The following is a 12,038-nucleotide window of genomic DNA, read 5'->3' as shown; positions in this document are numbered from 1 at the left end:
GGCCGCGCGATGCGGGAAAATCGCGCCCTTGGCACCGGACGGACGCGCTCTATAAGGGCGGCGAACTGTCCCGGAAGGTCCCGCCGCGCCATGCCCATGCCGCCTGTCAAACGCGTCCTGCTCAAGCTGTCGGGCGAAGTGCTGATGGGCGATCAGTCGTTCGGGCTCGACCCCAAGGTGGTCGGCGAGCTGGCGCGCGAGGTGAAGGCGGCGAAAGACAGCGGCCTGCAGATCTGCCTGGTCATCGGCGGCGGCAACATCTTCAGAGGCATGGCCGGGGCGGCTGCGGGGATGGACCGCGCGCAGGCCGACTACATGGGCATGCTGGCGACGGTGATGAACGCGCTGGCGATGCAGAACGCGCTCGAGCAGATCGGCGTCCATACCCGCGTGCAGTCGGCGATCCAGATGGACCAGGTGTGCGAGCCGGTGATCCGCCGCCGCGCCGAGCGCCATCTCGAGAAGGGCCGGGTGGTGATCTTCGCCGCCGGCGTCGGCAGCCCCTACTTCACCACAGACAGCGGCGCCGCGCTGCGCGCCGCCGAGATGAAGTGCGACGCGCTGCTCAAGGGCACCAGCGTCGACGGAATCTATGATTCCGATCCCAAGAAGAATCCCAAGGCCAAGCGCTTTGAAACAGTCACTTACGACAGGGTTCTGGCAGACAACCTGAAGGTAATGGATGCCTCCGCCGTGGCCCTGTGCCGCGATAACGCGATCCCGATCGTTGTGTTCTCGATCCGCGAGAACGGCAATCTCGCGCGGGTGCTGGCGGGCAAGGGCGTGCAGACGATAGTGCAAGGAGAGGCCTGAGATGGCGAAATTCGACAAAGCCGACATCGAACGGCGGATGCAGGGCGCGGTCGAGGCGCTCAAGCACGACTTGTCCGGCCTGCGCACCGGCCGCGCCAACATCGCGCTGCTCGAGCCGGTGCATGTCGAGGTCTACGGCGCGATGATGCCGCTCAATCAGGTGGCGACGATCTCGGCGCCGGAAGCGCGCATGCTCAGCGTGCAGGTGTGGGACAAGGCCAACGTGATCCCGGTCGAAAAGGGCATCGCCAAGGCCAACCTCGGCCTCAACCCGATGATCGATGGCCAGACGATCCGCCTGCCGCTGCCCGACCTCACCGAGGAACGCCGCAAGGAGCTTGCCAAGCTGTGCGGCAAGTATGCCGAGAATGCCAAGATCGCCATCCGCAATGTCCGCCGCGACGGGATGGAAGCGCTCAAGGAAGACGAGAAGCGCAAGGACATCTCCGAGGACGACCGCAAGCGGCTCGAGGACGAGGTGCAGAAGTCGACCGACAAGTTCGTCGCCGAGGCGGATGCCGCCGCCACGGCGAAGGAAAAGGAAATCATGACGCAGTGAGACGTTTCGACCTCACCGTTCTCTCATGACCGACCTTCCGCAGCAGCGCGCCCGCCACGTCGCGATCATCATGGATGGCAACGGGCGCTGGGCGAAGCGCCACCACCTGCCGCGGGCCATGGGCCACCAGAAAGGCGTCGAGGCTGTGCGCCGGCTGGTTCGCGCGCTGGAGAGCACCGGCCTCGAATGCCTGACGCTCTACGCGTTCTCGAGCGAGAACTGGAAGCGGCCCGAAGAGGAGATCCGTGACCTGATGGGGCTGATGCGGCGGTTCATCAAGTCGGACTTGCCGGAGTTCGTCGAAAACGGCGTCAGGCTAAAGATAATCGGGGATTACACGGCTTTAGACGCCGATATTGTCGAAATGCTCGAAGATGCCCTGGCGCGCACCGCCGGGGGCGGGCGCACGCTGGCGGTGGCGCTGAACTACGGCTCGCAGCAGGAAATCGCCCGCGCCGCCGCGGAAGCCGCTGCCGGCGGCGAAGTGACCACCGAAACCATCGCCGCCCACCTCGACACAGCCGACTTGCCCCCGCTCGACCTGCTGATCCGCACCAGCGGTGAGCACCGCCTGTCGAACTTCCTGCTGTGGCAGTCGGCCTATGCCGAGTTCTGGTTTACCGAGGAACTGTGGCCCGACTTCACCCCCGAGCACCTCAGCCAGGCGCTCGACGACTTTGCCCGGCGGGAGCGGCGTTATGGTGGACGATAAGGCCGTCGAGGTGCCGGTGAAGGCGAAGTCCTCGGACCTGCCCAAGCGGGCGCTCTCGGCGGTCGTCATGCTCGCCGTGGCCGGCGCCGCGCTGTGGATGGGCGGCGCGGTGCTCGCGGGCTTCATCTGGCTGGTCGCGCTGGTCGGTTTCGGCGAGTTCGTCTTGCTGGCCCTCAAGGCGACCGCGAGTCCTGTTTGGCGCATAGTCGGCATTCTCGCCGGCGCGGCCTATTTCGGCATCGCCGGGTGGGTCATGGCCTCGCTCGACAATTACTACCTGCTCGCCGCGATCGGGGTGGTGATCTTCACCGACACCGGCGCCTATTTCACGGGGCGCGCGATCGGCGGGCCCAAGATCGCCCCGCGGATCAGCCCGTCGAAAACCTGGGCCGGGCTGTTCGGAGGCATGGCCTTCGCCGCCCTGTGGCTGACGCTGGTGGCCGGCGTGTTCTTCTACACGGCCGGCTATCACACCTGGGCGGAACTGGTCGACGTGGCGTGGGACGACGTGACCGCCGCCGCGCTCGTCGGCGCCGTGCTCGCGGTGGTCGCCCAGGCGGGCGACTTCTTCCAGAGCTGGCTCAAGCGGCGGGCGGGGGTGAAGGACAGCTCGAAGCTGATCCCCGGCCACGGCGGCGTGTTCGACCGCATCGACGGGATGCTCGCGGTAGCGCTGGTCGTCGGCGTGCTGCAGGGCTTCGCCTGAGCGATGCGCTCGATCTCCATCCTCGGGGCCACCGGCTCGGTCGGCGCGTCGACGCTCGATCTCGTGCGGCGCAATCGCGCGGAATGGCGCGTCGAAGCGCTGACCGCGAATTGCCAGGCCGTCGAGCTGGCCGCGCTCGCGCGCGAGTTCGGGGCGAAGCTGGCGGTGGTGGCGGATGACAGCTGCTTGCCGGCGCTGCGCGAGGCGCTGGCCGGATCGCAGGTCGAGGCGGCGGGCGGACCTGCCGCGCTGTGCGAGGCGGCGGCGCGCGGGGCGGACGTCACCGTCGCGGCGATCGTCGGCTGTGCCGGGCTCGGGCCGACGATGGCGGCGATCGAGCAGGGCGGGGTGGTCGCGCTGGCCAACAAGGAAGCGCTGGTCTCGGCCGGCGCGGTGATGACCGCGGCGGTGGCCCGGCACGGCGCGACGCTGCTGCCGGTCGATTCCGAGCACAACGCGATCTTCCAGTGCCTCCACGGCGAAGAGCTGGCCGACGTGCGCTGGATCACGCTCACAGCCAGCGGGGGGCCGCTGCGCACATGGACCCCCGAGCAGCTCGCCAGCGCCACGCCGGCGCAGGCGGTGGCGCATCCCAACTGGGACATGGGCGCCAAGATCAGCGTCGATTCGGCCACGATGATGAACAAGGGCCTCGAGGTGATCGAGGCGAACCATCTGTTCCCGGTCGGGCTCGAGCGCATCCGCGTCGTCGTCCATCCGCAAAGCGTGATCCATTCGCTGGTCGAGTACCACGACGGCTCGACCCTCGCTCAGCTCGGCCCGAGCGACATGCGCGTGCCGATCGCCTCGTGTCTCGCCTGGCCACGGCGTATGAAGACCGAACTGCAACCGCTTGATCTGCCGACAATCGGTACCCTGAGTTTCTTCGCCCCGGACGAGGAACGTTTCCCGGCCACCCGGCTGGCGCGCGAGGCGGCTCAGGCCGGCGGCGCGGCTCCGGCGGTGCTCAACGCGGCGAACGAGGTGGCGGTGGCCGCCTTCCTCGCCGGTCAGATCGCGTTCACCGATATTTGTGCATTGGTGGCGCAGACGCTTTCCGGCACACTATCGGGCGCGCCCGGGACCCTCGACGAGGTGCTCGCCGTTGACCGGGAAGCGCGCATCCGCGCAGCCGAAGCCTTGGAGCACGTATAAGCTTGTTTCAGTCCGCCCCCATCTGGATGTGGCTCGTCGGATTCCTGCTGGTTCTCGGCCCGCTGGTGACCCTGCACGAGCTCGGCCATTATCTCGTCGGACGCATTTTCGGCGTGAAGGCGGATTCGTTTTCCGTCGGCTTCGGCCAGGAGATCGCCGGCTTCACCGACAGGCGCGGCACCCGCTGGAAGCTCTCGGCGCTGCCGCTCGGCGGCTACGTCCAGTTCGCCGGCGACATGAACCCGGCGAGCCAGCCGAGCGACGAATGGCTCAGCCTGCCGCCCGAGGAGCGTGAGAAGACCTTCCAGGCCAAGTCCTTGTGGCAGCGCGCGCTGATCGTCGCGGCGGGGCCGCTGACCAATTTCCTCATCGCCATCGCCATCCTCGCCGCGTTCAACTTCGCTTACGGCAAGCTGGTGATTCCGCCGGTCGTTTCGGCCGTCCAGGCCGGCAGCGCCGCCGACAAGCTGGGCATTCGCCCCGGCGACCGCTTCCTCGAGGTCGACGGACAGCCGATCGGGAGCTTCGACCAGTTGCGCGACATCGTGGCGCCCAATCCCGGCGCCCGGCTGCGTCTGCTGATGCAGCATGGGGGCGAACGTCGGACACTGACCTTCGTCGTCCCAGGCGTGGTCGAGCACGATCGTTTCGGCAACACCTTCCGCATCGGCCAGCTCGGCGTCAATTCGACCGCCGGCGAGATCGTGCAGGTGGGCCCGGCCGAGGCGGTTGTGCTGGGCGTCGAACAGACCGGCGATACCATGCGGCTGATGGTCCAGGGCGTGTGGCAGATCGTCACCGGCCGTCGCTCGGTCGAGGAACTCGGCGGGCCGATCAAGATCGCCAAGTATTCGGGTGAGCAACTGAGCCTCGGCTGGCGCAATTTTGTCGGCTTCGCGGCGCTGATCTCGATTAACTTGGCATTCATTAACTTGTTGCCAATCCCGGCGCTCGACGGCGGGCATCTGGCTTTCTACGCGGCAGAGGCAATCCGCCGGAAGCCGGCCAGTCCGCGCAGTCAGGAATGGGCGTTCAGGACCGGCATAGCCTTTGTGCTCGCGCTGATGCTGTTCGTCACGATCAACGATATCGTTTCGCTGCCGATCTTTGGCAGCTAGGCGGGGAAAAGGAACTTTCGGCGCTGCAGTTCGCGGCATGATCGCTTGATTGGCCAAGCCGGTTCGGGCAATGGCGCGTGCACCGCGCTGGTGCCGGGGCCGGAACCCGCTCGAAAAGGGCTGGTGCCCAGTTTCCGCGACACGGGATTCGCGAGAGTATCGAACAAATGGACGGGTGGAATGAGCCGTAGGGCCAAGACGATCGCAGCTTCGCACTTCGCCGTGGCCCTGATGGCCGGCACAATGCTGGCCGGAGTTCCTGCGGCCGCGTCGGCCCAGGATGCGCCTGCGCAAGGCTCCGCGCAGCCTGCTGCGGCACCCGCACCCGCGCCCGCACCGGTCGAAAACCAGGTCATCCGCTCGATTTCGGTCCTCGGCGCGCAGCGTCTCGAACCCAACACGATCCTCAGCTACATCCAGCTCCGCCCGGGCCAGGTTTACACCGCGGCCGCCGCCGACCAGGCGCTCAAGGACCTCGCCGCGACCGAGCTGTTCTCCGACGTCCGGATCCAGAACAACAACGGCGACGTGGTCATTACCATCGCCGAGAACCCGGTGATCAACCGCGTTATCCTCGAGGGCAACAAGCGCATCAAGGACGACAAGATCAGCAAGGAGATCAAGCTCGCGCCGCGCCAGATCTTCACACGTTCCAAGGTGCGCGCCGACGTCGCCCGGATCATCGAGCTGTACAAGCGCCAGGGCCGCTTCGCCGCCAATGTCGAACCGAAGATGGTGCAGCTGTCGCAGAACCGCGTCGACATCGTGTTCGAGATTACCGAGGGGCCGAAGTCGAAGATCCGCGCGATCAACATCATCGGCAACGAGCATTTCTCCGATACCAAGCTCAAGGGCGAGATGCTGACCAAGGAGGCGACTCTCACCCGCTTCTTCAGCGGCGGCACCAGCTACGATCCCGACAAGATGGCGTACGATCAGCAGAAACTGCGCCAGTTCTACCTGACGCAGGGCTATGCCGACTTCCGCGTGGTGTCCGCCGTCGCCGAGCTGACGCCGGACAAGAAGGACTTCATCATCACTTACGTGGTCGAGGAAGGGAAGCGCTACAAGTTCGGCGACGCGAAGGTGCAGAGCCAGATCCGCGACTTCGACAGCAAGGCGATGACCAGCCGCCTGCCGATGCACACCGGCGACTGGTACGACGCCAAGCTGGTCGAAGACACCATCGACGGCCTGACCGAGACCGCGGGCACCTTCGGCTATGCCTTCGCCGACGTGAAGCCGCAGTACCATCGGAATCCCGATGACCTGACGATGGACGTCACTTTCGTCATCGGAGAATCGCCGCGCACTTACGTCGAGCGGATCGACGTCAACGGAAACACGCTGACCCAGGACAAGGTGGTCCGGCGCGAGTTCCGCGTGGCCGAGGGCGATGCGTTCAACTCGCTGGCGGTCAAGCGCACGACCAACCGGATCAACTCGCTGGGCTATTTCCAGGAGAACTTCGAGACCACCCAGGTCGACGGCAGCACGCCCGACCGGATCATCCTCGAAGCCAACGTGCAGGAGCAGGCCACCGGCCAGCTGACGCTCTCGGCCGGCTTCTCGAGCCTCGAGAGCTTCATCTTCCAGGGCTCGATCCAGCAGCGCAACTTTCGTGGGCGCGGCCAGACGGTCGGCCTGTCGGCGAACTATTCCAAGTACGACCGCTCGGGCTCGATCAGCTTCGCCGAGCCGTACCTGTTCGACAAGAACATCTCGGCCGGCGTCCAGATCTATCGCCGCGACTACAACAACGGCTATTTCAGCAAGGCAACCGCCACCTACAAGCAGGCGACGACGGGCGCGCAACTTCGCCTTGGCGTGCCGCTGAGCGAGTACACCTCGCTGATCGGCACCTACACCTTCAATTACGACGACGTTTCGCTCGACAAGGCATCGTACTACACGACCGACACGACCGGCGCGCAGAGCTGCAACCCGTTGCTCGCCGGCCGGTATTTGTGCGAAGCGGTGGGCAGCCGGATCTCCTCGATCCTCGGCACCTCGCTGATCTATCAGAACCTCGATAGTGCGGTCCGCCCGACCCGTGGTCGCGCGGCGAGCGCGACGCTCGAGGTGGCCGGCCTCGGCGGCAACAAGCACTACGTCCGACTGCGGAGCAATGCGGCCCAATACTGGCCGCTGGGTGGCGGCTTCGTCTTCTCCATCCGCGCCGAAAGCGGGGTCATCAAGGGCTTTGGCCACAACGCCACCGGCAGCGATCAGGTCCTGCTGACCGACCGCTTCTTCCTTGGCCAGCCGGAAATCCGCGGCTTCGACTATCGCGGCATCGGCCCACGGGTCGTGCGCCGTTTCTACCTCCCTGACGACGACAACAATCCGGCGACGCCGAATCCGTTGACTGGGATTCAGGCGAAGAACACCGGCGACGATTCGCTCGGCGGTGAGGGCTACTACCTCGGCAAGTTCGAGCTCGAGATCCCGCTCGGTTCGGGCGCGCACGAGCTTGGCTTGCGGCCGTCGATCTTCATGGACGTTGGCTCGGTCTTCGGCATCAAGCCGCCGGTAGTGAACGATTTCCCGAACGGGAGCTTCATTCCGACCCGCAACGCCAGCGGACAGGCGCTCTATACCCAGGTCGACACGGCGACGACCAATACCGACGGCACCTGCAACATCACCGCGGTCTCGACAGTCACGAGCGCGATCAATCCCAATCCTCCCGCCTGCCTCGGCAGCCCCAACAACACGGCAATCGGCCGTTCGCTGCCGGCCTTCAAGGAGGAATTCTACGGCAATTCGGTCATGCCGCGCCTCTCGATCGGCGCCGGCGTCAACTGGAATTCGCCGTTCGGCCCCCTGCGCATCGATTTCGCTTATCCCTTGCTCAAGAAAAAGGGCGACCAAACCAAGCTCTTCTCCTTCAATGTAGGAACCCAATTCTGATGAAACGCCTTCTCTCAACGGCCGCAGCGCTTGCGCTTGCCACTACCCTCGCCACCCCCGCATCAGCTCAGGTCAGCGGCATCGGCGTCGCCGAACCGGCGGTCATCGTCGCCGGCTCGCAAGCGCTGTCGGGCGCCTATACGCAGATCTCGACGATGTATGCGGCGCAGCGCACGCAGCTCAACCAGCTCGACCAGCAGCGGGTCGCACTGATCAAGAAGTTCGACACCAACAACGACGGTCAGTTGGATCAGGCCGAGCAGAAAGCCGCCCAAGTCGAGACCAACCCGACCCGCAAGCAGCTCGAAACCCTCGATCAGCAGATCAGTACGGTTCAGCAGCCGATCAACCTCGCCGCGGCCTATGCCGTGTCGCAGATCGCCCAGCAACTCGGTGCCGCAGTGCAGCAGGTTGTTTCGGCCGGCGGCGTGCAGCTGATCCTGCCGTCGAACGACGTGCTCTATGCGGCCGACGCCGCCAATCTCAACCAGAAGATCGTTACGGCGCTCAACACCCGTCTCCCGCAGGTATCGATCACTCCGCCGGCCGGCTGGCAGCCCGACCAGTCGACCATCCAGCTGTTCCAGGACGTCCAGCAGGTCCGCCTCGCCGCGGCGCAGCAGATGGCGGCGCAACAGCAGCAGGCAGGCGCTGCCAAGCCCGCTGCGCAGGCTCCGGCAACCACCGCGCCGGTCAAGGGCCGCTGAGCGAGGGCAGGGCGTGAGCGACGCGAAATCCCTGGATATCGCGGGCATTCTCAAGGCCCTGCCGCACCGCTACCCGCTGCTGCTCGTCGACCGCGTGGTCAACATCGATCTCGGTGAGCGGATTCACGCGGTCAAGGCGGTGACCTTCAACGAGCAGTTCTTCCAGGGTCACTTTCCCAGCCGCCCGATCATGCCTGGGGTGCTGCAAGTCGAAGCGATGGCCCAGGCCGCGGCGATTCTCGGCATCGAGACGCTCGAGCTCGCCGGAACCGGCAAGCTGGTCTATTTCATGGGTATCGACGGGGCCAAGTTCCGCGCTCCGGTGGAGCCGGGCTGCCTGCTCGACCTGCGCGTGGAGTTTATCCAGAAGCGCAGCCGCGTTTACAAGTTCGGCGGGAGCGCGAGCGTCGAGGGCAAGACCACTTGCGAGTGCGAGTTCACCGCGATGATTGCCGACCCGCCGGCTTGAGCGGAGGGAGCTTGTAATCGCACGCGCTTCCCGTTAAGGGCGCGCCTTTCCCAACACAGCTGGATCGGTCGGAACCGCTCCGAAGCTTTGGAGACACGCCATGAAGGCCGAAACGCATCCCGATTATCACACGATCAAGGTCAAGATGACCGACGGCACCGAGTTCGAGACTCGCTCCACCTGGGGCAAGGAAGGCGACACGATGACGCTCGAGATCGACCCGACCAGCCACCCCGCCTGGACCGGCGGCAAGCAGCAGCTCCAGGAGGGCGGCCGCGTTGCCCAGTTCAACAAGCGTTTCGGCGGGCTTTCGCTCAAGAAGAGCTGAGCGGTCCGACAGCGAACAAGCGAAGGGCGGTCCCGTCGGGCCGCCCTTTTCGTTCAGTCTTCGGTGGGTTCGAACCGCAGTCGACCGGCAAGGCGCAGCCTGCCGCCGTTGTCGAGCGAGTGGTTCATTCCGTCGAGCACCGGCACGTCAGGGAAGTCGTGTAGCGGGTGAAGCCCGAGGCAGGCGACGTTGACGCCGTAGGTCATGGGATCCGCACGGCGCTGGTGGTGGGTATATGATCCGCAAACCGAGCAGAACCAGTGCTTCGCCACGCCGGTGTTGAAGCGGTAGCAGGTCAGCTTGTCCGCCCCTTCGGTAATCTCGAGCGCCGCGAGCGGTGCGCCGACGGCTACCGCACCCTTCATGCTGCAAATCGAGCAGTCGCAGCGCGCCGCCCGCGGTTCGGGCGGGAGTTCGACCTTGAAGCGCACAGCGCCGCAATGGCATGAACCGGCATGGGAGGTCGTCTCGCTCACCATCCCCAAGGCCTCTCCCGATACCACTTGGTTATCACGTACTTGAGCCCTTTGCGCACTTTCATAGCGTGGTGCAGCGTGGCGGGATTGAGCGTGCCGTCGGAGCGATGATTGTTCCACCCGACGAGCATCCCGCGGCGCGGCTGGAAGGTCTTGTCGATCAGCCTGAAACGGGTCGCGCCGCCGGCGTCGACGTCGTTGAGATAGGCCATGAAGGTCCAGGTCCGTTGCCCGGCTACCGAGCAGAACCGCGTGAAGTCCTGTCCGTCGGGTTCGAAATAGTCGGTGTGGGCCTTGAATTCCTGGCCCGCCTCGTAGCGCTGGCCCTGGATCGGTTCTCCGTGCGCCGGATCGATTCCGGTGAGTGCGAAGAGCCGCGCCTCGACGTCGCGCACGGCGGGCTCGTTCGGATCGAGGTCGCACGTCTCGCTGGTCCGGAAGTAGGCATCCCCGTTAGGGTCGGCGATCGTCGATGGTCGGCGGTTGGTGTCGATCAGCTGCATCAGGTGGTCGCACAGCGCGTCGGGAAGGAAACCGGGGACGGTGAACAGCTCGACCTTGGGAGTGGGCACCCGGCGCACGCCGGGCCGCGCCAGCAGGTGGGCAGCCGATGTTTCGCCCGGATTCGCCATGGCACGGTGATACCGCCCCCGAAAGACGGGGCAAGGGCCGAATGGGCGCGTAATTTTATTGCGCAGACAGCCTTGCGAGGCACATTTCACTTTGCATTTTCGGGCCGCTGTGCAACAGGCGCGCCCTCGCGCATTCGCCGCTTGACCGGTGAATGCAACGGCCTAACTCCGCGCTCGCGGCACGGGCTTGTGGCGATTGTAGCTCAGTTGGTTAGAGCGCCGGTTTGTGGTACCGGAGGTCGGGGGTTCGAGACCCCTCAATCGCCCCATTTCCCCTAAATTCCGCCGCTTAATCAAGTAGTTGAACAGGCGGACATAATGGCGTTCTGGACTGAGCCGGATTTTGACGAGCACGAGCTTGTGCAGTTGGTTCACGACAGCGCTTCGGGCCTCACCGCGATCATCGCCATTCATTCGACCCACCTCGGCCCCGGCGCCGGAGGCACGCGTTTCTGGCATTATGACAAGCCGGAAGGAGCGATGCGCGATGCGCTGCGCCTGAGCCGCGGGATGAGCTACAAGAATGCCATGGCCGGCCTGCCGATGGGCGGCGGAAAGGCGGTCGTGCTGCTCGGGCCGGGAGCTGAGAAAACGCCCGAGTTGCTTGCTGCTTTCGGTGACGCCGTGAACGCCCTTGGCGGACGTTACGTCACCGCGGAGGATGTCGGTGCGACCGAAGCCGACATGGTGGCGATCTCAAAGCGCACGCCGCACGTTTGCGGCCTGCCCGCCGACGACGGCTCGATCGGGGGCGATCCGGGCCCCTTCACCGCGATGGGCATCTACCACGGTATCCGGGCCGCAGTGGCGCACAAGCTGGGCAAGGACAGCGTCAGGGGCGTGCATGTGGCCGTGCAGGGCTGCGGCAGTGTCGGCGGCGGCGTCGCGCGCCTGCTTGCGCGCGATGGCGCGACGCTCACCCTGTCCGACATCGACGCCAAACGGGCCAAGGCGCTCGCCACGGAACTTGGCAGTCAGGTCGTCGCCAGCGACCGGGTCATGGGCGTTACTTGCGATGTGTTCAGCCCGAACGCGCTGGGCGCGGTGCTCGACGAGGAAGGCATCGCCCGGCTCGACTGCCAAATCGTCGCCGGCGGCGCGAACAACCAGCTGGCGCGGCCCGAACACGGCGCCCAGCTGGCCGAGCGGGGCATTCTTTACGCGCCCGATTACGTGATCAACGCCGGCGGGATCATCAACGTCGGCCTCGAGTACCTCTGCCGCCAGCACGGCAGCCCGTGCGACATCAACGAGGTTCGCCGGCGGATTGCGCAAATCCCCGAGCGGCTCGAGGCGATCTGGCGCGAGAGCGAGGCCACCGGCCAGTCATCGGACGTCGTGGCCGACGCGATGGCGCGTCGGCTGATCGGCCGAGGCTGAGACAACTTGGAGAGGCGCGATTGCGGCAGGCCTAGCCCGCTGCTAAGCGCCGCCGCGATGCGCAAGAGTC

Annotated in this window: 13 protein-coding genes and 1 tRNA gene; 12 read left to right on the top strand and 2 right to left on the bottom strand. The window is 65.7% G+C overall.

Annotated features, from left to right (window positions below; genetic code table 11):
* The first annotated feature begins 90 nt into the window (after positions 1–90).
* The 10 genes from pyrH to rpmE all read left to right on the top strand — a co-directional run bounded on the left by pyrH (position 91) and on the right by rpmE (position 9,480).
* Entirely contained in the window at positions 91–813 is a 723-nt protein-coding gene (gene pyrH, locus G7B69_RS02880; protein ID WP_166175895.1) for a UMP kinase, read from the top strand.
* Between the two features lies 1 nt (position 814).
* Positions 815–1,372: a ribosome recycling factor gene (gene frr / locus G7B69_RS02875; RefSeq protein ID WP_166175893.1), complete on the top strand. Its 558-nt coding sequence runs from the start codon at positions 815–817 to the stop codon at positions 1,370–1,372.
* A gap of 25 nt (positions 1,373–1,397) precedes the next feature.
* Complete coding sequence (gene uppS, locus G7B69_RS02870) at positions 1,398–2,084, top strand: polyprenyl diphosphate synthase (RefSeq protein WP_166175891.1); 687 nt, start codon at positions 1,398–1,400, stop codon at positions 2,082–2,084.
* The gene (locus G7B69_RS02865; RefSeq protein ID WP_423717766.1) at positions 2,074–2,790 is read left to right on the top strand and encodes a phosphatidate cytidylyltransferase; all 717 of its coding nucleotides are present in this window, start codon (positions 2,074–2,076) and stop codon (positions 2,788–2,790) included. The genes uppS and G7B69_RS02865 overlap by 11 nt, the downstream gene beginning before the upstream one ends.
* A gap of 3 nt (positions 2,791–2,793) precedes the next feature.
* Entirely contained in the window at positions 2,794–3,945 is a 1,152-nt protein-coding gene (dxr, locus tag G7B69_RS02860) for a 1-deoxy-D-xylulose-5-phosphate reductoisomerase (RefSeq protein ID WP_166175887.1), read from the top strand.
* Between the two features lie 26 nt (positions 3,946–3,971).
* Positions 3,972–5,063, top strand: a complete 1,092-nt coding sequence (rseP, locus tag G7B69_RS02855; RefSeq protein WP_166175885.1) for an RIP metalloprotease RseP — start codon at positions 3,972–3,974, stop codon at positions 5,061–5,063.
* Positions 5,064–5,243: 180 nt separating this feature from the next.
* Positions 5,244–7,976 carry an outer membrane protein assembly factor BamA gene (gene bamA, locus G7B69_RS02850; RefSeq protein ID WP_166175883.1) on the top strand — a complete coding sequence of 911 codons (2,733 nt, stop codon included), beginning with the start codon at positions 5,244–5,246 and terminating at the stop codon, positions 7,974–7,976.
* Complete coding sequence (locus tag G7B69_RS02845; protein ID WP_166175881.1) at positions 7,976–8,683, top strand: OmpH family outer membrane protein; 708 nt, start codon at positions 7,976–7,978, stop codon at positions 8,681–8,683. Before bamA ends, G7B69_RS02845 begins: the two co-directional genes overlap by 1 nt.
* A gap of 13 nt (positions 8,684–8,696) precedes the next feature.
* Positions 8,697–9,152, top strand: a complete 456-nt coding sequence (gene fabZ / locus G7B69_RS02840) for a 3-hydroxyacyl-ACP dehydratase FabZ (protein WP_243415002.1) — start codon at positions 8,697–8,699, stop codon at positions 9,150–9,152.
* A 100-nt stretch (positions 9,153–9,252) separates the two neighbouring features.
* A complete protein-coding gene (rpmE, locus tag G7B69_RS02835; RefSeq protein ID WP_166175879.1) occupies positions 9,253–9,480 on the top strand; it encodes a 50S ribosomal protein L31 in 228 nt (75 codons plus the stop codon).
* Positions 9,481–9,533: 53 nt separating this feature from the next.
* On the opposite strand, the gene G7B69_RS02830 is transcribed toward rpmE, so the two are convergent.
* Both G7B69_RS02830 and G7B69_RS02825 read right to left on the bottom strand, forming a co-directional pair.
* Positions 9,534–9,959: a GFA family protein gene (locus G7B69_RS02830; RefSeq protein WP_166176199.1), complete on the bottom strand. Its 426-nt coding sequence runs from the start codon at positions 9,957–9,959 to the stop codon at positions 9,534–9,536.
* A complete protein-coding gene (locus G7B69_RS02825) occupies positions 9,953–10,588 on the bottom strand; it encodes a prolyl hydroxylase family protein (RefSeq protein WP_166175877.1) in 636 nt (211 codons plus the stop codon). The genes G7B69_RS02830 and G7B69_RS02825 overlap by 7 nt, the downstream gene beginning before the upstream one ends.
* A 192-nt stretch (positions 10,589–10,780) precedes the next feature.
* Here G7B69_RS02825 and G7B69_RS02820 point away from each other — a divergent pair.
* Together G7B69_RS02820 and G7B69_RS02815 are read left to right on the top strand one after the other, a co-directional pair.
* Positions 10,781–10,857, top strand: a tRNA-His gene (locus tag G7B69_RS02820).
* Between the two features lie 46 nt (positions 10,858–10,903).
* On the top strand, positions 10,904–11,968 hold the full coding sequence (locus tag G7B69_RS02815) for a Glu/Leu/Phe/Val family dehydrogenase (protein ID WP_166176197.1): 1,065 nt from the start codon (positions 10,904–10,906) through the stop codon (positions 11,966–11,968).
* Positions 11,969–12,038 lie beyond the last annotated feature (70 nt).

The organism is Croceibacterium segetis, assembly GCF_011320115.1.
GTDB classification, from domain to species: domain Bacteria; phylum Pseudomonadota; class Alphaproteobacteria; order Sphingomonadales; family Sphingomonadaceae; genus Croceibacterium_B; species Croceibacterium_B segetis.
This window is presented reverse-complemented; position numbering and strand designations above follow the sequence as displayed.

Coding starts and splice junctions, on each gene's coding strand:
- pyrH (WP_166175895.1), top strand. CDS start 91: ATGCCCATGCCGCCTGTCAAACGCGTCCTGCTCAAGCTGTCGGGCGAA.
- frr (WP_166175893.1), top strand. CDS start 815: ATGGCGAAATTCGACAAAGCCGACATCGAACGGCGGATGCAGGGCGCG.
- uppS (WP_166175891.1), top strand. CDS start 1,398: ATGACCGACCTTCCGCAGCAGCGCGCCCGCCACGTCGCGATCATCATG.
- dxr (WP_166175887.1), top strand. CDS start 2,794: ATGCGCTCGATCTCCATCCTCGGGGCCACCGGCTCGGTCGGCGCGTCG.
- rseP (WP_166175885.1), top strand. CDS start 3,972: ATGTGGCTCGTCGGATTCCTGCTGGTTCTCGGCCCGCTGGTGACCCTG.
- bamA (WP_166175883.1), top strand. CDS start 5,244: ATGAGCCGTAGGGCCAAGACGATCGCAGCTTCGCACTTCGCCGTGGCC.
- G7B69_RS02845 (WP_166175881.1), top strand. CDS start 7,976: ATGAAACGCCTTCTCTCAACGGCCGCAGCGCTTGCGCTTGCCACTACC.
- rpmE (WP_166175879.1), top strand. CDS start 9,253: ATGAAGGCCGAAACGCATCCCGATTATCACACGATCAAGGTCAAGATG.
- G7B69_RS02830 (WP_166176199.1), bottom strand. CDS start 9,959: ATGGTGAGCGAGACGACCTCCCATGCCGGTTCATGCCATTGCGGCGCT.
- G7B69_RS02825 (WP_166175877.1), bottom strand. CDS start 10,588: ATGGCGAATCCGGGCGAAACATCGGCTGCCCACCTGCTGGCGCGGCCC.